Source organism: Variovorax sp. 20P10.2.4 (genome assembly GCF_058244205.1).
On sequence record NZ_JBZAYE010000109.1, the window covers coordinates 1 to 16,787 of the forward strand.

The following is a 16,787-nucleotide window of genomic DNA, read 5'->3' on the forward strand; positions in this document are numbered from 1 at the left end:
GCCCAGGCGCACCAGGTCGACCAGTTCGCCGACGGCGCGCTTCTCCTCGGCGGGCGCCACGCCGCGGATGCGCAGGCCATAGCCGATGTTGGCCGCCACCGTCATCTGCGGGAACAGCGCGTAGCTCTGGAACACCATGCCCACGCCGCGCTGCTCGACCGGGCGCTGCGTCACGTCCTGGCCGCCGAAGGCGATGCGGCTGCCGGCGTCGGGCGTTTCCAGGCCCGCGATCAGCCGCAGCAGCGTGGTCTTGCCGCAGCCCGAGGGGCCGAGCAGCGCCAGCACCTCGCCGGCCTCCACCTGGAGGTCGGTGGACTGCAGGCCGCGCGTGCCGTCGGCATAGGTCTTGGCGCAGTGGGCGATGTCGATGGGGACGCGTTCAAGTTCCATGGCGTTTCTGGATCAGGTGGGCGAGGTATTGCAGGCCCCACAGCACGGGGAGGATGACGGCGAAGAAGACCAGCGTGTAGGCCGAGCCGATCTCGATGCGCATCGAGGCATAGCTGTCGGCCAGGCCCACGGGCAGGGTGCGCGTGAGCGGGGTGTGCAGCATCCAGGTGAGGTTGAACTCGCCCACCGAGAGCGTGAACACCATCAGGCTGCCGGCCACGATGGCGGGGAACACGGCCGGCACCAGGATGCCCATGAAGCGCTGGCGGAAGCTCGCGCCCAGCGTGCGCGCGGCCTCCTCGAGCGCGAGCAGTTCGTGGCGCTGGAAGGCCGAGCTCACGGTGCGCACCATGAAGGGCAGCGTGAACACGACGTGGCCGACCAGGATGAAGGCGAAGCTCTGGCGGAAGGCCGTGAGCTGGCCGTAGGCGAGGATCAGCGCGAGCGCGGTCGCCAGCCCCGGCACCGCGACCGGCAGGGTCAGCAGTTCCTCGAAGACATGGGCCGCGCGCGAGCGGCTGCGCGCCAGCGCATAGGCGCAGGGCACGCCGAGCAGCACGGTGCAGGCGACGCAAGCCGCGGCCAGCGCGAGCGACCAGCCGACGGTGCCGCCGTAGTTCTCCCACACCTCGCCGAGCCAGCGCAGGGTGAGGCCGCTCTTCAGGCCGGCGCTGTAGTTGTTGACCAGGCCGGCCATCACCGACAGCAGCATCGGCGCGATCATGAACAGGCTCACGACCAGCGTGATCGCGAGCAGGAAGGGGGCCTGGGGCCGGGTGTTGGTTCGCATGAGGGCCTCAGCGCGCGACGGGGTTCGCGCCGAAGCGGCGCGCGGCGAACAGCACCAGCCAGGTCACGAGGCCGAGCGCGATCGACAGCGAGGCCGCGAGCGCGAAGTTCGCGTAGTTGGTGAACTCGTTGTAGATGGTGATCGGGATCACCTCGAACTTGCTCGCGAGCGTGAAGGCGGTGCCGAAGGCGCCCATCGAGGTCGCGAACAGGATCGCGCCGCAGGCCAGGGTGGTGGGCGCGAGCTCGGGCATCCACACGTCGCGCGCCACGCGCAGCCGCGAGGCGCCGAGCGAGCGAGCGGCTTCCTCGAGCTGCAGGTTCATGGCCTCGGCCGCGGCCGCGTAGGTGGCGATGGCGCGCGGCAGCGAGAAATACAGGTAGGCCAGGAACAGCCCGAGCAGGCCGTAGGCGAAGGTGATGCGCTCGCCGATCAGGGCGTCGCTCAGGCTCGCCACCACGCCCTGGCGGCCGCCGAGCAGGATCACGAAGAAGCCGATGATCACGCCCGGGAAGGACAGCGGCAGCGTGAGCAGCGACAGCAGCACGCGCCGGCCCCAAAAGGCATGGCGCGAGAGGTAGATGCCCACCGCCGCGCCGAGCACCAGCGTGGCCAGCGTGACCGCCGCCGACAGCAGCACGGTGTTGGCCATGCTCTGCAGGTAGCGCGCGTCGGTCAGCACGGCGAAGTAGGTGGCCCAGCCCTTGTCGGCGGGCAGCGCGAGCAGCCGCACCACCGGCAGCAGCCAGAAGGCCGCGAAGAAGGCGGCCGCGGGCAGGGCGCAGGCCAGCAGCCGCCAGCGCGGGGTCCAGGCGCCGGAGGCGCCGTCCGAAGGCATCGTGGCGGTGGCCTGCGTCATCTCATGCGGTGCGGCTCAGCGCACTTCCTTCAGGTACTCGTCGGAGAAGGCGCGCTGCGCCGCGGCCATGCGGCCGTAGTCCACGCTCTTGGCGCGCGCGTAGTCGCTCGCGGGCAGGAACTGGGCCTCGATCTCCTTGGGCATCGCGCCGGCGCGCACCGGGCGCAGGTAGGCCTTGGCCCAGATCGCCTGGCCCTCGTCGGACAGCGTGAAGTCCAGCACCTTCTTCGCGTCGGCCGCGTGCGGCGCCTTGGCCACCAGGCTCATCACGTAGGGCACGGCCAGCGTGCCTTCGCTCGGGATCACGAAGGCGACGTTGGCCTTGTCCTTGTACTTGGCGCGGTAGGCGTTGAAGTCGTAGTCGAGCAGGATCGCGATCTCGCCCGAGAGCACGCGCGCGTACGAGGTCTGCTTGGGCACGATCGGCTCGTTCTTCTGCAGCGCCTTGAAGTAGTCGATGGCCGGCTTGAAGTTGTCGAGCGTGCCGCCGCGCGCCTCGTTCACCGCGACCGCGCCGACGTAGCCGACGAAGGCCGAGGCCGGGTCGAGGTAGCCGATCAGGCCCTTGTACTCGGGCTTGAGCAGGTCGGCCCACGACTTGGGGACCGGCTTGCCCTTGAGCGCGTCGACGTTGACCATGAAGCCCAGCGTGCCCGAGTGGATGGTGAACCAGTTGCCCGCGGGGTCCTTGAGGCCGTCGGGGATGTCCTTCCAGGCGGCCGGCTTGTAGGGCTCGACCAGGCCGTCCTTGGCGGCCTGCACCGCGAAGGTCACGCCGAGGTAGGTGACGTCGGCCACCGGGCTGGCCTTCTCGGCCGCCATCTGCGCGAGCGACTGGCCCGAGTTCTTGTTGTCGGGCGGCACGGTGATGCCGGTCTTGGCCTTGATGGCCTTCAGCTGGGTGCCCCAGTCGGCCCATTCGGTCGGGCAGTTGTAGCAGATGGCGGTCTGCGCGAAGGCGGCGCTGCCGCCGACGAGCGCGGCGGCGAGCAGGCCGAGGCGCGCGATGTGGCGCAAGGAAGAGGACATGGGAGAAGCTCCTGTGGCGGGGTGGGTTGAAGCGGTCGGGGGAAAAGGGCGTCAGGCGATGTCGCCCGGATCGCCGTCGGGCGCGGCGGCGCACGATTCGCCGTCGCGGAACACGTGGGGCAGCAGCAGGCTGGCGTCGGCGTCGAGCGCGCCGCCGCCGGCCATGGCCTGGATCAGCAACTCGACGCCATGGCGGCCGATGTCGCTGTTGGGCTGCGCGATGGTGCTGAGCGCGGGCGTGAGGTCCTCGCCGAGCGCGATGCCGTCGAAGCCGATCACGCTGAGGTCGGCGGGCACGGCCAGGCCGCTGCGGTGCGCGGCGCGGATGCTGCGGATGGCCAGCAGGTCGTTCGAGCAGACCAGCGCGCTGGGCCGGTGGCGCAGTTGCAGCAACCGCGCGAGCCGGTCGACCGCGCTCTCGACGAAGGGCACCTCGACCAGCGGCTGCGGCTTGAGGCCCGCATCGGCCATGCCCTTCTGGTAGCCGCGGTAGCGCTGTTGCGCGCGGTCGGAGGCCGCCAGCGTGCCGCTGACCATCGCGATGCGCCGGTGGCCCAGCAGCACCAGCCGCGCCACCGCGTCGGCGACGGCGGCCTCGTTGTCGACCGTGACGCAGGGATGCGCGGGATGGCGGTTGTAGGCCAGCACGTAGGGCACGCGCTGGGCGCGCAGCCGCTCGAGCGCCTTCGAGGTCGAGGGATTGGAGACCACGAGGATCAGGCCGTCGACATTGCCGGCCAGCAGCATGTGGACCGCGCGCTCCTCCTCGTCGAGCTTGTAGCCGGTGGTGACCGGGATGATCGCGTAGCCGCCTGCCACGGCCGCCTGCGCGATGCCCTGCAGGCATTCGGCGAAGGTGGGGTTGAGCAGCGTGGGCAGCACCACGCCGAGCACGCGGCTGCGCTGGGTGCGCAGGGTGCGGGCGCTGGCATTCGGCAGGTAGTTCAACTCGCGCGCCGCGCGCTCGACCAGGTCGCGCGTGGCGCCGCTGACCTTGTCGGGGAAATTGAAGACGCGCGAGACGGTGGCGACGGAAACGCCGGCCTTGGCCGCGACTGCTTGGATGCTCATCGGTGGGTGCTATGTAATCGATTACATTGGACCGCGGCAGTATGACCTCGCCATGACAGCGCGGGATCGATGAAAACCCGTGCGCCCGAATGCGCGAAGGGCGCGCCGGGAATCCGGCGCGCCCTTCGAGGGAGCAAAAAAGACGGTGGCCGCTACTTGCCGCGCCGCACCCTTCGGATCTCGTCGAGGATCAGGCAGATCGCGCCGAGCGTGATCGCGCTGTCGGCCGCGTTGAAGGCCGGGAAGTACCAGCCGCCCGCGTGGAAGCTCAGGAAGTCCACCACGTAGCCGTGCATCATCCGGTCGACCACGTTGCCGATGGCGCCGCCCAGGATGCAGGCCATGGAAAACGAGAACAGCTTCTGGCCCGCGTGCGACTTCAGCATCCAGACGATGAACACGGCCGCCGCCACGCCGATGCCGGTGAACAGCCAGCGCTGCCAGCCCGAATGGTCGGCCAGGAACGAGAAGGCCGCGCCCGTGTTGTGCGCGCGCACGACGTTGAAGAAGCTGGTGACGTAGGTGGCGTCGCCGAGCTTGTAGTAGCCGAGGATCAGCGTCTTGGTGAACTGGTCGATGATCACGATGATCAGCGCCAGCGCGAGCCAGGGCCAGATGCCGGTGCCGCGCGAGCGCGAGGCCGAGACGGTGCGGGTGGCGGCCATCAGGCGAAGCTCCTCGATTCGCCGGCGCCGAACAGGTTGCTGGTGCAGCGACCGCAGATCGTCGGATGGGCCGGATCGTGGCCCACGTCCTCGCGGTAATGCCAGCAGCGCTCGCATTTCTGCGCCGTGCTCGGCACGACCGCCGTGGCCAGCGCCTCGCCCGCGGCCAGCTCGATCGCCGAGGCGATGAAGACGAACTTCAGGTCCTCGCCGAGCGAACCCAGCAGCGCGAAGTCCTCGGCCGGCGCCGTCACGCGCAGGTTGGCCTGCAGCGAGGAGCCGACCTTGCCGTCGGCGCGCACGGTCTCGATCTCCTTGTTCACCGCGTCGCGGATCTCGCGGATGCGGCCCCACTTGGCGAGCAAGGCCTCGTCGGGCGCGTCGAAGCGGCTGTAGGTCTGGGTGAAGATCGAGTCGCCGGCCTGGCCGGTGCCGACGAACTTCCAGGCTTCCTCGGCCGTGAAGCTCAGGAACGGCGCCATCCAGCGCAGCATCGCCTGCGAGATGTGCCACAGCGCGGTCTGCGCGCTGCGGCGCGCGCGCGAGCCGGGCGCGGTCGTGTAGAGGCGGTCTTTGAGGATGTCGAGGTAGAAGCCGCCGAGGTCTTCCGAGCAGTAGATCTGCAGCTTGGCGACCACCGGGTGGAACTCGTACACCTTGTAGTGCGCGAGGATCTCGTCCTGGAACTGCGCGGCGCGCGCGAGCGCGTAGCGGTCGATCTCGAACAGCTCCGACAGGGGCAGCGCGTCCTTGGCGACGTCGAAGTCGCTGGTGTTGGCCAGCAGGAAGCGCAGCGTGTTGCGGATGCGGCGGTAGGCGTCGACCACGCGCGCGAGGATCTTGTCGTCGCCCGCGATGTCGCCCGAATAGTCGCTCGCGGCCACCCACAAGCGGATGATCTCCGAGCCCAGCTTGTTGCTGATCTCCTGCGGATCGATGCCGTTCTTGAGCGACTTGCTCATCTTGATGCCCTTGGCATCGACGGTGAAGCCGTGCGTGAGCAGGCCCTTGTAGGGCGCGCGGTCTTCGAGCGCGCAGGCCAGCAGCAGCGACGAGTGGAACCAGCCGCGATGCTGGTCGTGCCCTTCGAGGTAGAGGTCGGCCTCGGGGCCGGTCTCGTGGTGCACCGTGGGGTGCGTGCCGCGCAGCACGTGATAGAAGGTCGAGCCCGAGTCGAACCACACCTCGAGGATGTCGGTGCTCTTGGTGTAGCTCGGTGCGTCCTCGGCGCCCAGGATCTCTTCGACCGTGACGCGGCTCCAGGCCTCGATGCCGCCCTTCTCGACGATGTCGGCGGCCTGGTCGAGGATCTCCATCGTGCGCGGATGCAGCTCGCCCGAGTCCTTGTGCAGGAAGAAGGGGATCGGCACGCCCCAGCTGCGCTGGCGGCTGATGCACCAGTCGGGCCGGCCGGCGATCATGTCGTGCAGGCGGGCCTTGCCGTTCTCCGGATAGAAGCTGGTCTGCTCGATCGCGTCGAGCGCGGTCTGGCGCAGCGTCTTGGGCGCCTTGTCCTTGGTGAACACGCCCTCGCCCTCGTCCATGCGGATGAACCACTGGGCCGCGGCGCGGTAGATCACCGGCGTCTTGTGGCGCCAGCAGTGCGGGTAGCTGTGGCTGATGGTCTCGGTGGTCAGCAGGCGGTTGGCATCGCGCAGCGCGGCGATGATCACCGGCACGGCCTTCCAGATGTTCTGGCCGCCGAACAGCGGGAAGTCCGGCGCGTAGCTGCCGTTGCCCTGCACCGGGTTCAGGATGTCGTCGTAGGCCACGCCATGGGCGACGCAGGAGTTGAAGTCGTCCAGGCCGTAGGCGGGCGAGGAGTGGACCAGGCCGGTGCCGTCGGTGGCGGTGGCGTAGTCGGCCAGGTAGATCGGCGACAGGCGGCGGTAGCCCGCGTCCACGTCGTACAGCGGATGCTCGAACTCGAGCCCGCCGAGCGCCTCGCCCTTGACGGTGGCGATCACCTTGCCGTCGAGCGCATAGCGCGTCATGCACATCTCGACCAGCGAGGCGGCCAGGATCAGCAGGCCGCGCTCGGTGTCGACCAGCGCGTACTCGAGCTCGGGGTTGAGGTTGATCGCCTGGTTGGCCGGGATGGTCCAGGCGGTGGTGGTCCAGATGACGGCGAAGACGTCGCCCAGCGCATCGGGCCGGCCGAAGGCGGCGAGCACCTTCTCGCGCTCGTGCGCCTTGAAGGCCACGTCGATGGTCTGGCTCTTCTTGTCAGCGTACTCGATCTCGAACTCGGCCAGCGACGAGCCGCAGTCGAAGCACCAGTAGACCGGCTTCAGGCCGCGGTAGACGAAGCCGCGCTCGATCACGCGCTTGAACGCGCGCAGCTCGCCGGCCTCGTTGGCGAAGTCCATGGTCTTGTAGGGATGGTCCCATTCGCCCAGCACGCCCAGGCGCTGGAAGTCGGCCATCTGCTGGGCGATCTGCTCGGTGGCGTAGGCGCGGCTCTTGGCCTGCATCTCGTCGCGGCTCAGGTTGCGGCCGTACTGCTTCTCGATGGCGTTCTCGATCGGCAGGCCGTGGCAGTCCCAGCCCGGTACGTAGAGCGCGTCGTAGCCTTCGAGCTGGCGCGCCTTGGTGATCATGTCCTTGAGGATCTTGTTCACCGCGTGGCCCATGTGGATCTGGCCGTTGGCGTAGGGCGGGCCGTCGTGCAGGATGAACTTGGGCGCGCCGCGGCGCGCCAGGCGCAGGCGGTGGTAGGTGCCGTGCTCGGCGTCGTTCCATTCCTTGACCCAGCCCGGTTCGCGCTTGGGCAGGTCGCCGCGCATCGGGAAGGGGGTGTCGGGCAGGTTCAGCGTGGAACGGTAATCGGTGGGGGCAGCAGCGTCAGACATGTTGGGGGTGCGAAACAGTGGGCTTCGACAGGCTCAGCCCGAACGGCACAAAGGGCGTCGGTGCGGAAGAAAAGCCGTTCGCCCTGAGCTTGTCGAAGGGCGGCAGCACGGAGCGTGCAGGGCTAAATTCGATCGCGCGTGGTCTGGCGGTGGGTTTCTGCGTGGGTGGATGCAAAGAAGGCACGCGCGTCGCGTCCATCCTTCGCGATGCCCGCGGTGAGGGCTTCGAGGCTGGTGTAGCGCAATTCGTCGTGCAATTTGTGCAGCAGTTCCACGCGCACGATTTTACCGTAGGCCCCTTCGGCGCCCAGGTGAGAGGGCCACTCGAGGCAATGGGTCTCGAGCAGGACCCGGCCGGCATTGACGTCGTTCGGGTCGAGCGAGGGCCGCACGCCGAGGTTGGCGACGCCGGGCAGCGGCCGCTCGGACAGGCCATGCACCAGCACCACGAAGATGCCGCTGGCCGCGGGTTTCCAGTGCTTGAAGCGCAGGTTGAGGGTGCGGAAGCCGTCGTCCTGCCCCGGTGCCGAAGCGCCGAGCGCGCGGCCCAGCTTGCGCCCGTGCACCACGTGGCCCGAGATGGCGTAGGGCCGGCCGAGCAGGGTCTGGGCGTCGGCCATGCGGCCTTCGGCCAGCGCCTCGCGCACGGCCGAGCTCGACACGCGCAGGCCATGCACCTCGTAGCTGTTCATGCGCGCGACATCGAAACCGCGCGCATCGCCGGCGGCGTCGAGCATCGCGTAGTCGCCGGCGCGCCTGGCGCCGAAGCGGAAGTCGTCGCCCACCAGCACGTAGCGCGCGCCCAGGCCGTCGACCAGCACGTTCTGGATGAATTCCTCGGGCGACTGCGAGGCGAGCCGGGCATCGAAGGGCAGCACCACGGTCTGCGCGACGCCGCAGGCGGCCAGTTCGCCGAGCTTGTCGCGCAGCGTGCCGATGCGCGCCGGCGCGAGTTCGGGCTTCTTCGCGAGCGCGGCGAAATAGTCGCGCGGATGGGGCTCGAAGGTCAGCACGCAGCTCGGCAGGCCGCGCTGCCGCGCCTCGGTCTGCAGGAGCGCCAGCATGGCCTGGTGGCCGCGGTGGACGCCGTCGAAATTGCCGATGGTCAAGGCGCAGGCCGGAGCCACGCCCGGGTGCCGGAAGCCGCGGAAAACCTGCATGGGTGAATATCTTTTTGATAGCGCCTGTCGCCCGCCGAATGGGCTCATCAGGCCGTTTTGTCACAAAGCCGGTATATTGTGACGCAGTGCGCCGATCCGCGAGGTCGCCGACGCGCTCCGTGTCCCGGGTCTCTCCGTGTTTCTTTCGTTCTGTCGAGGAGGCGTGTGGTGAAGGTCTTGAAGCTGTCGGCCCAAGGGCTGCCCCAGTCGTGGATTTCGCTCGAACAGGCGGTGATCCACTATGCAGCGGACGAAGTCCGCTGGGAGGCTGGCGGCCAGGTGGCCCTGTTCCGCGGCGGCCACAACGCGATGACGGGCGAGCAGTCGCAGATTGCCGTCAACAGCATCATCGGCACCAAGGGCGTGCCGCGCATCAACCCCTTCACCCAGCGCCCGGGGCTCACCAACAGCAAGCTGTTCGCGCGCGACCGCAACGTCTGCGCCTACTGCGGCGGCCACTTCCACGAAGACGAGCTGACCCGCGAGCACATCATCCCGTTCGCGCAGCGCGGCATCGACACCTGGATGAACGTGGTCACGGCCTGCAAGCCCTGCAACCACCGCAAGAGCAGCCGTACCCCCGAGCAGGCGAACATGCCGCTCTTGTACGCGCCCTACGTGCCCAGCCTCTGGGAGGACTTCATCCTGCGCAACCGCCGCATCCTGGCGGACCAGATGGAATTCCTGATGGCGCACCTGCCGCAGAGTTCGCGGCTGCACGACAGCTAGCTGGCCGGGTTCAGGCCTTCCAGGCCGGCGGGCGCTTCTCGATGAAGGCCTGCACGCCTTCCAGCGCACTCGCATCCATCATGTTGCAGGCCATGGTCTGGCTGGCGTCCGCCAGCGCCGGTGCGATGCCCGTCTCGAGCTGCCGGTAGAACAGTGCCTTGCCGAGCGCCAGCGCGGTGCGCGGCTTGGCGACGATGCTGGCCAGCAGGGCCTCGAGCGCGGCATCGAGTTCGGCCGGCGGCGCCACGCGGTTGACCAGGCCCTTCTCGCGCGCCTCCTCTGCGCCGATGAATTCGCCGGTGACGAGCATCTCGAAGGCCTCCTTGCGGCCCAGGTTGCGCGACAGCGTGACGCTCGGCGTGGCGCAGAACAGCCCGACGTTGACGCCGCTGACCGCGAAGCGCGCCTCGCTCGAGGCCACGGCGAGGTCGCACACCGCCACCAGCTGGCAGCCCGCGGCGGTCGCGATGCCGTGCACGCGCGCGATGACGGGCACCGGCAGCCGCTGCAGCGACAGCATCATTTCGCCGCAGCGCGCGAACAGGTGCTGGTAGTAGTCGAGCGCGGGCGCGGCGCGCATTTCCTTCAGGTCGTGGCCGGCGCAGAAGGCCTTGCCGGCACCCGCGATCACGACGGCACGCACCGTGTCGTCGGCCGCGATGCCGGCGATGGCCGTTTCGAGGGCGCCCAGCATGCCCTCGGACAGCGCATTGAACGCGCCCGGACGGTTGAGCGTGAGCGTGACCACGCCGCGGGCGTCGCGGGCCTCGAGCACGAAGGGGGAGCTGTCGTTCATCGCATGCCGCCTTTTCTTCAGTGGGTCAGTTCCAGCACCGTGACATGGCCCTTGACCGCGGGCCAGGTGAGCCCCGTGAGGCGCTCGCCATTGAACTCGCCCGTGACCGCGCGCTGCGGCTCGGAACCCGTCTCGCGCAAGCGCGAGCTCGACACGCCGGCCCCCTTGGGCGGCACCCCTGCCGGCGGGCTCTTGCCGTCGAAGCGCATGGTGTCGCGCTGCGCGTCGAAATAGCCGCGCGGCCGCGTGAAGACGGCGACCACGTTGGCGCTGCCGTCGGCCGGCACGATCGGGTCGAGCCGCAGGTTCACGAGGCTGCTGCCGCGCGGGAACGGGCTGCGGTAGACGTGGGTGACGCTGGCCTGGGTATCGAGCACGAATTCGTAGGCCGCATCGGGGCGCGCGCTGAAGGGGCCCCAGCGACCGTCGGCGCCGACGGTCTTGCGGTGCACGGGCTCGCCGAGCCGCCGGCCGGTGGCCGGATCGACCGCGTACACCAGCACCTGCGCGCCGGCCAGTGACTGGTTCTCCGCGCCGATCGCGCGGCCGTCGAGCACCACGTTGGCCTCGCGCGCGATCTCCGGGCTGCGCGGCACCTCGCCCGTGAGGAACTGCCAGGTCGCCGCGAACGCAGCGGGAGAGAACGAGGTCTCGCGATGGTCGACCCGCGGCAGCACGATGTTGGTCGCGCCCTTGAGCGCCGGGCCGTCGAAGCCGATGTTCGTCGGCTTGCCGGGCGACCCGATCCACAGGCCGTCGGGCTGGGCGTACTTGTCGTTGTTGTCCGAGCGCAGCGTCAGCCACTTCACGCCGGGCGTCACCTCGTCGCCGTTCGGGCCCTTGGGTGCGTTGAGCTGCCGCATGAAGGGCGACAGCCCCGAGAACTCGTTGTTCTCGCGCAGGCCCGGCACGGCCCAGATGCCGTGCGCCGGGTTGCCGCCGAGCACCACGTGGCTGACGACGGCCGCGCCGCCGCCGTTCTGCACGTAGTTGCGGATGGTGTTGCCGCCGCGCGAGTTGCCGATCAGCACGACCTTGGCCGCGCCGGTGGCGCGCAGCACCTGCTCGACCCGTTCCTTGAGGAAGGCGGCCGATTCCGCGGTGGAACTGCGCCCGGCCTGGGCCACGCCGTCGTCGTCGCGTGCCAGCGGCAGGGGCTGGTCGAAGGCGAACAGCCGCTCGCGCGGCCAGCCGTTCGACTCGAAGCGCCAGAGCGTGGTCTGCCACAGCGCGGCCGAGTCGCCGTTGCCGTGCACGAAGACGATGGGCGGGCGGTCGGCGAGCGAGGGCATGGCGGTCGGCGCATTGGCGCAGGCGGTCAACAGGAGGGCGGGGGACGCGAGCAGCCCGGCGAGGACCGGCGGCGCGCCGAGGAGAAGGGTGCGGCGGGAGGGCATGGTCGGTCTTCGTGGTTGCGTTGCGGCGGCCGTTCCGAATGAAAAAACGCCCGCCGGCGCGAAGGCGGGCGGGCGCTGGATGCTAAGAGAAAAGCACCGTCAGGCGAAGACGCCGGCCGTGTCCTGCATGCGCGCCGACACCTCGCCCAGGTGGTGGAAGCTGTCGCCGAAGCTCATCTCGAGCTGCGTGAGCTTGCGGAAGTAGTGGCTGCCAATGTATTCGTCGGTCACGCCGATGCCGCCGTGCAGCTGCACCGAATTCTGGCCCACGAAGCGCATCGACACGCCGAGCTGGTACTTGGCGCGCGCCAGCGCCTGGCGCCGCTCGGCCGCGGGGGCGTTGAGCTTGAGCGTGGCGTAGTAGCTCATCGAGCGCGCGAGTTCGAGCTGCATCTTCATGTCGGCGACGCGGTGGCGCAGCGCCTGGAAGCTCGAGATGACCACGCCGAACTGCTTGCGCTGGTTCATGTAGTCGACCGTCACGTCCACCGTCTTGTCGAGCACGCCCACCGCTTCGGCGCAGGTGGCGGCGATGCCGACGTCGACCGCGTACTCGAGGGCCGCGAGGCCGTCGGCCGTGACCAGCGTGGCGTCGGCCTTGTCGAACACCACCTCGGCGGCGCGGCTGCCGTCCTGCGTGCCGTAGCCGCGCGCTTCCACGCCGCTGGCGCTGCGCTCGACCAGGAACAGGGCGATCTTGCCGTCGGCCTGGGCGGGCACGAGGTAGGCATCGGCCTGGTCGCCGATGGCCACCAGGCTCTTGGCGCCGGTCAGGCTCCAGCCTTCGCCGGCCTTCACGGCCTTGGCGTCGCAGACGTCGAGGCGATAGCGCGCCTTGCGTTCCTGGTAGGCCAGCACCACGATGGCCTCGCCGCCCGCGATGCGCGGCAGCCAGGCTTTCTTGAGCGCGTCGCCCGCGTAGCCGCCGAGCACGGCACCCGCGATCAGCGTCTGCGCGAAGGGCTCGAGCACGATGCCGCGGCCCAGTTCTTCCATCACGACCATGCCGGCCACCGGGCCCATGCCCAGGCCGCCATCGTCCTCGGAAATGTAGAGGCCGCCGAGGCCGAGCTCGGCCAGTTCGTCCCAGGCCTCGCGCGAGAAGCCGCCCTTGGCCTCGATGCCCCGGCGGCGTTCGAAGTCATAGCCCTTGTCGACCCATTTGCGGACGGCGTCGCGCAGTTGTTCCTGGTCGTCGGTGAAATTGAAATCCATGTCTTTGTCTCCTCAGCCCAGCACCGTCTGCGCGACGATGTTGCGTTGCACTTCGTTCGAGCCGCCGTAGATGGTGGTCTTGCGCATGTTGAAGAAGGTCGACGACAGCGGCGCGAGCGCCGGGTTGCCGCCCGGGAAGTTGCCCTGCCAGCCGGCGGCCATGGCTTCGCGGATCAGCGGCAGCGCATAGGGGCCGCCCGCGAGCATCATCAGTTCGCTGTAGCGCTGCTGGATCTCGCTGCCGCGGATCTTGAGCAGGCCGGCCACGTCGAGCGAGTTCTTGCCCGAGGTGGCGGCCGACAGCACGCGCAGCACCATCATCTCGAGCGCGACGATGTCGACCTCGAGCTTGGCGATCTCGTCGCGGAAGCGGGCGTCGTCGTACACGCCCTCGGTCTTCGCGATGCGCTTGAGGCGCTCGAGCTCGCGCTTGGCGCGGTTGACGTCGGCGATGTTGGTGCGCTCGTGCGAGAGCAGGTGCTTGGCGTAGGTCCAGCCCTTGTTCTCCTCGCCGATCAGGTTCTCGGCCGGCACCTCGACGTTGTCGAAGAACACCTCGTTGACCTCATGGCCGCCGTCGAGCAGCTTGATCGGGCGCACGGTGACGCCGGGCGACTTCATGTCGAGCAGCAGGAAGCTGATGCCGGTCTGGGGCTTGCCCTCGCTGCTGGTGCGCACGAGGTTGAACATCCAGTCGCCGTACTGGCCGAGCGTGGTCCAGGTCTTCTGGCCGTTGACGATGTACTTGTCGCCCTGGCGTTCGGCCTTGGTCTTGAGCGAGGCGAGGTCGGAGCCCGAGCCCGGTTCGCTGTAGCCCTGGCTCCACCAGACCTCGCCGCTGGCGATGCCGGGCAGGAAGCGCTTCTGCTGCTCGGGGTTGCCGAAGGCCATGATGACCGGGGCCACCATCACCGGGCCGAAGGGCACGATGCGCGGCGCGCCGGCCAGCGCGGTTTCTTCCTCGAACAGGTGGCGCTGCACGGCGGTCCAGCCGGGACCGCCGAATTCCTTGGGCCAGCCGTAGCCCAGCCAGCCCTTCTTGCCGAGGATCTTGGCCCAGGTCTGCATATCGTCGCGCGTGAGTTCCAGCGCGTTGTGGACCTTGGTGGAGATTTCCTTGGGAAGGTTTTCTTTGACCCATGCGCGAATCTCTTCGCGGAACTGCTGTTCTTCGGGCGTGAAGCTCAAATCCATGCGTGCCTCGCTGTGTTGATCGTCGGTGCACCGCAGACGCGGCGTGTCTCCGGAGCCACGAGTTTTAGCACGGTCGTGCTGCAAATCGCTGTCCGCGCGGCGACAAGTCTGGGTGCGCGGACCTTGCGCGGCAAGGGGCGGGCGGGAAAAGGGTGCTTTGACGGGCACGGATAATCCCGCCTCCCATGAAGAACATCGTGATCCTGATCTCCGGCGGCGGCTCCAACATGGAGGCCATCGTGCGCGCCGCGGCGCGCGACCGCTGGGCCGAACGTTTCGGTGCCCGCGTCGCCGCCGTCGTCAGCAACAAGGCGGAGGCGGGCGGCCTGGCGCTGGCCCGGGCGCAGGGCATCGCGACCGCTGTGGTGCCGCACAAGGATTTCGCGAGCCGCGAAGCTTTCGACCAGGCGCTTGCCGTGGCGGTCGACGCGCATGCGCCGGCACTGGTGGTGCTCGCGGGCTTCATGCGCATCCTGACGCCCGGTTTCGTCGAGCGCTATGCCGGTCGGCTGGTGAACATCCATCCCTCGCTGCTGCCGGCCTTTCCGGGCCTGCACACCCACCAGCGCGCGATCGACGCGGGCTGCAAGGTGGCGGGCGTCACGGTGCACCAGGTCACGACCGAGCTCGACCATGGCCCGATCCTGGCGCAGGCCGTGGTGCCGGTGCTGCCCGAGGACACGGCGGCGACGCTCGCCGGCCGGGTGCTCGCCCAGGAGCACCAGTTGTATCCACGCGCCATTGCCCAGTGGCTGATGGATACATCAGGACACAATCCTTAAAGAACTTGTTTATATTCGCGGGTTTTCGGGAGTCGCAGTGAAAACGCAATCGCTACTGTCCACGATCGCCGGTGCCGCCCTGATGGCAGGCTGCGCCGCTCCGGCCCCGCCGCCGCCTGCCGCACCGGCGCCGCCGCCCGCCCCGGTGTTCCAGTGCGGTGCCGACGGTGCCCGTTTCGCCGTGGGTCAGCAGCTCACGCCGCAGCTCGAAGCCGCCGCCAGGGTGCGCGCGGGCGCCGGTACGGTGCGCGTGCTCAAGCCCGGCGATGCCGCGACCACCGAGCTCGATGGCGGGCGCCTGAATCTCGACGTCGATGCGCGCAACCGGGTGACGGACGTTCGCTGCGGCTGAGCGGTTCGGCCCGATTTCCCGAACGGACGGCGAACCGGCGACGCAGGATGAGCGCCGATGCCCGTTCAGCCGTCGATCCGCGCGAAGCGCGGCTGCAGCCGGCCGTCGATGTCCACGGTTTCCTCGAACATCGCGGCCGGGCGCACCCACAGGCCGCGGGCGCCGTAGAGCGCGCGGTAGAGCGTCATCGGTTCCAGGGTCTCGCTGTGGCGCACGGTGTCCAGCACCTCGTATTCCCCGCCCTTGTAGTGGCGGTAGCGGCCCGGCGGGGTCTGGATCAGGGGCGGCAGGTCGTCGTCGGTCACGGGGTCGTTTCTTTCTTTGTCAGGAGTCGGGGCCGCCGGCAGGCATGCCGGGGCCGGCGGAAGTACCGGAATGGATCGCGCTGATTTTGTCCATCTCGTCCGGCTGAGCGAGCATGCCAGTGCGGAGGACAGCGCGCGCTACCGCCGCGGCGTGGCGGCGTTCGCGGCGCTGGGCTATCTCTGGGTGCTGGCCTGCCTCGGGCTGGCGATGGGGCTGATCGTCTGGGTCGCCGTGTCGCTGGGCGACGGGCGCTTCAGCGTCTCGCGTGGCTGGCTGCTGCTGTTCGGCCTGGGCCTGCTGTGGGCCACGGTGCGCGCGCTGTGGGTGCGCTTCGACGAGCCGGACGGCCTGGAGCTCTCGCGCGAGGACGCGCCCCAGCTGTTCGAGGCGCTCGACCGCATCCGCAGCAAGATCAAGGGACCGCCGGTCCATCGCGTCTACCTCGACGACGACTTCAACGCCAGCATCCGCCAGGTGCCGCGCTTCGGGCTCTTCGGCGGCGCGGTCAATTCGCTGAGCATCGGGCTGCCGCTGCTGATGATGCTCGACCGGCGGCGGCTGCTGTCGGTGCTCGCGCACGAGTATGGCCACCTGCGCGGCAACCACGGCAAGCTCAGCGCCTGGATCTATCGCACGCGGCTGTCGTGGCTCAAGCTCGACGCCAACCTGCAGCGCAACGAAGGCGTGATGGCGATCGTCTCGCAGGCCTTCTTCCGCTGGTACTTCCCGCGCTTCGCGGCCAAGACCTTCGCGCTGGCGCGGCAGGACGAGTACGAGGCCGACCGCATCTCGGGCCGGCTGCTCGGCACCTCGGTGGCGGCCGCGGCGCTGACCGAGATCTCGATCAAGGCCAACTGGTACGCCAACGAGTTCTGGCCCTGGCACTGGGCCCGGGCCGAACGCGAACCGCTGCCGCCGGGGCCCTTCGCGGGGCTGCGCGAGTGCGCCGCGACGCCCCCGGGACCCGAGTTCGCGCGCCAGGCGCTGCGCGAGGCGATGCGCCGCGTCAGCGACCTGGAAGACACCCATCCGGTGCTGCGCGACCGGCTCGAGGCGCTGCGCCAGAAGGCGACGGTGCCGGCCTGGTCGAAGCGGCCGGCGCTCGAGATGCTGGTCGACGGCCCGCGCTGGATCGCGCACTTCGACGCCCAGTGGCGCCAGGCCCATGCCGCCGACTGGAAGCAGCACCACGCGCACCGC

Annotated in this window: 17 protein-coding genes; 4 read left to right on the plus strand and 13 right to left on the minus strand. The window is 69.4% G+C overall.

Translation table 11 applies throughout. The features are described from left to right. From AC27VN_RS13255 to AC27VN_RS13290, 8 genes are all read right to left on the minus strand, one after another. A partial coding sequence (locus tag AC27VN_RS13255) for an ATP-binding cassette domain-containing protein (protein WP_490876836.1) occupies positions 1–390 on the minus strand: 390 nt, incomplete at its 3' end. Next, positions 380–1,180 (minus strand): ABC transporter permease, encoded by an 801-nt coding sequence (locus tag AC27VN_RS13260; protein WP_490876837.1) that lies wholly within the window; start codon positions 1,178–1,180, stop codon positions 380–382. The genes AC27VN_RS13255 and AC27VN_RS13260, both read right to left, overlap by 11 nt. Positions 1,181–1,187: 7 nt before the next feature. Then, positions 1,188–2,039 carry an ABC transporter permease gene (locus tag AC27VN_RS13265; RefSeq protein WP_490876838.1) on the minus strand — a complete coding sequence of 284 codons (852 nt, stop codon included), beginning with the start codon at positions 2,037–2,039 and terminating at the stop codon, positions 1,188–1,190. 15 nt (positions 2,040–2,054) lie between these two features. Beyond that, positions 2,055–3,068 (minus strand): ABC transporter substrate-binding protein, encoded by a 1,014-nt coding sequence (locus tag AC27VN_RS13270; RefSeq protein WP_093355754.1) that lies wholly within the window; start codon positions 3,066–3,068, stop codon positions 2,055–2,057. Between the two features lie 51 nt (positions 3,069–3,119). Further along, positions 3,120–4,139 (minus strand): LacI family DNA-binding transcriptional regulator, encoded by a 1,020-nt coding sequence (locus AC27VN_RS13275; RefSeq protein WP_208509159.1) that lies wholly within the window; start codon positions 4,137–4,139, stop codon positions 3,120–3,122. 152 nt (positions 4,140–4,291) lie between these two features. Further along, positions 4,292–4,804, minus strand: a complete 513-nt coding sequence (gene lspA, locus AC27VN_RS13280) for a signal peptidase II (RefSeq protein ID WP_296777078.1) — start codon at positions 4,802–4,804, stop codon at positions 4,292–4,294. Further along, positions 4,804–7,656: an isoleucine--tRNA ligase gene (ileS, locus tag AC27VN_RS13285; protein WP_490876839.1), complete on the minus strand. Its 2,853-nt coding sequence runs from the start codon at positions 7,654–7,656 to the stop codon at positions 4,804–4,806. The genes lspA and ileS overlap by 1 nt, the downstream gene beginning before the upstream one ends. Positions 7,657–7,778: 122 nt before the next feature. Next, positions 7,779–8,816 (minus strand): bifunctional riboflavin kinase/FAD synthetase, encoded by a 1,038-nt coding sequence (locus tag AC27VN_RS13290; RefSeq protein WP_203204731.1) that lies wholly within the window; start codon positions 8,814–8,816, stop codon positions 7,779–7,781. 168 nt (positions 8,817–8,984) lie between these two features. Here AC27VN_RS13290 and AC27VN_RS13295 point away from each other — a divergent pair, with 168 nt between their 5' ends. After that, positions 8,985–9,545 carry an HNH endonuclease gene (locus AC27VN_RS13295; protein WP_057595044.1) on the plus strand — a complete coding sequence of 187 codons (561 nt, stop codon included), beginning with the start codon at positions 8,985–8,987 and terminating at the stop codon, positions 9,543–9,545. Between the two features lie 10 nt (positions 9,546–9,555). On the opposite strand, the gene AC27VN_RS13300 is transcribed toward AC27VN_RS13295, so the two are convergent. The 4 genes from AC27VN_RS13300 to AC27VN_RS13315 form a co-directional block, all read right to left on the minus strand. After that, positions 9,556–10,341, minus strand: a complete 786-nt coding sequence (locus AC27VN_RS13300; protein ID WP_490876840.1) for an enoyl-CoA hydratase — start codon at positions 10,339–10,341, stop codon at positions 9,556–9,558. Positions 10,342–10,358: 17 nt separating this feature from the next. Continuing rightward, positions 10,359–11,738, minus strand: coding sequence for an alpha/beta fold hydrolase (locus AC27VN_RS13305; protein ID WP_490876841.1), 1,380 nt, complete (start codon positions 11,736–11,738; stop codon positions 10,359–10,361). 99 nt (positions 11,739–11,837) lie between these two features. After that, entirely contained in the window at positions 11,838–12,953 is a 1,116-nt protein-coding gene (locus tag AC27VN_RS13310; RefSeq protein WP_490876842.1) for an acyl-CoA dehydrogenase family protein, read from the minus strand. 12 nt (positions 12,954–12,965) lie between these two features. Beyond that, positions 12,966–14,147: an acyl-CoA dehydrogenase family protein gene (locus tag AC27VN_RS13315; RefSeq protein ID WP_208509154.1), complete on the minus strand. Its 1,182-nt coding sequence runs from the start codon at positions 14,145–14,147 to the stop codon at positions 12,966–12,968. A 185-nt stretch (positions 14,148–14,332) separates the two neighbouring features. Between AC27VN_RS13315 and purN the strand changes: the two genes are divergently transcribed. Then, positions 14,333–14,929, plus strand: coding sequence for a phosphoribosylglycinamide formyltransferase (purN, locus tag AC27VN_RS13320; RefSeq protein WP_490876843.1), 597 nt, complete (start codon positions 14,333–14,335; stop codon positions 14,927–14,929). A 37-nt stretch (positions 14,930–14,966) separates the two neighbouring features. Next, entirely contained in the window at positions 14,967–15,281 is a 315-nt protein-coding gene (locus AC27VN_RS13325; RefSeq protein ID WP_093355727.1) for an I78 family peptidase inhibitor, read from the plus strand. 65 nt (positions 15,282–15,346) lie between these two features. Here the strand turns inward: AC27VN_RS13325 and AC27VN_RS13330 are convergent, their stop codons facing one another. Then, positions 15,347–15,586, minus strand: a complete 240-nt coding sequence (locus AC27VN_RS13330) for a DUF1653 domain-containing protein (protein WP_296798746.1) — start codon at positions 15,584–15,586, stop codon at positions 15,347–15,349. A 70-nt stretch (positions 15,587–15,656) separates the two neighbouring features. On the opposite strand from AC27VN_RS13330, the gene AC27VN_RS13335 reads away from it, so the two are divergent. Next, the coding region (locus AC27VN_RS13335; protein WP_490876844.1) for a M48 family metallopeptidase at positions 15,657–16,787 on the plus strand (1,131 nt) is incomplete at its 3' end.

What these genes read in the sequence shown, in the direction of transcription:
- AC27VN_RS13270 (WP_093355754.1), bottom strand. Translation starts at nt 3,068, where the DNA reads ATGTCCTCTTCCTTGCGCCACATCGCGCGCCTCGGCCTGCTCGCCGCC.
- AC27VN_RS13305 (WP_490876841.1), bottom strand. Translation starts at nt 11,738, where the DNA reads ATGCCCTCCCGCCGCACCCTTCTCCTCGGCGCGCCGCCGGTCCTCGCC.
- ileS (WP_490876839.1), bottom strand. Translation starts at nt 7,656, where the DNA reads ATGTCTGACGCTGCTGCCCCCACCGATTACCGTTCCACGCTGAACCTG.
- lspA (WP_296777078.1), bottom strand. Translation starts at nt 4,804, where the DNA reads ATGGCCGCCACCCGCACCGTCTCGGCCTCGCGCTCGCGCGGCACCGGC.
- AC27VN_RS13265 (WP_490876838.1), bottom strand. Translation starts at nt 2,039, where the DNA reads ATGACGCAGGCCACCGCCACGATGCCTTCGGACGGCGCCTCCGGCGCC.
- purN (WP_490876843.1), top strand. Translation starts at nt 14,333, where the DNA reads ATGAAGAACATCGTGATCCTGATCTCCGGCGGCGGCTCCAACATGGAG.
- AC27VN_RS13310 (WP_490876842.1), bottom strand. Translation starts at nt 12,953, where the DNA reads ATGGATTTCAATTTCACCGACGACCAGGAACAACTGCGCGACGCCGTC.
- AC27VN_RS13290 (WP_203204731.1), bottom strand. Translation starts at nt 8,816, where the DNA reads ATGCAGGTTTTCCGCGGCTTCCGGCACCCGGGCGTGGCTCCGGCCTGC.
- AC27VN_RS13260 (WP_490876837.1), bottom strand. Translation starts at nt 1,180, where the DNA reads ATGCGAACCAACACCCGGCCCCAGGCCCCCTTCCTGCTCGCGATCACG.
- AC27VN_RS13275 (WP_208509159.1), bottom strand. Translation starts at nt 4,139, where the DNA reads ATGAGCATCCAAGCAGTCGCGGCCAAGGCCGGCGTTTCCGTCGCCACC.
- AC27VN_RS13315 (WP_208509154.1), bottom strand. Translation starts at nt 14,147, where the DNA reads ATGGATTTGAGCTTCACGCCCGAAGAACAGCAGTTCCGCGAAGAGATT.
- AC27VN_RS13300 (WP_490876840.1), bottom strand. Translation starts at nt 10,341, where the DNA reads ATGAACGACAGCTCCCCCTTCGTGCTCGAGGCCCGCGACGCCCGCGGC.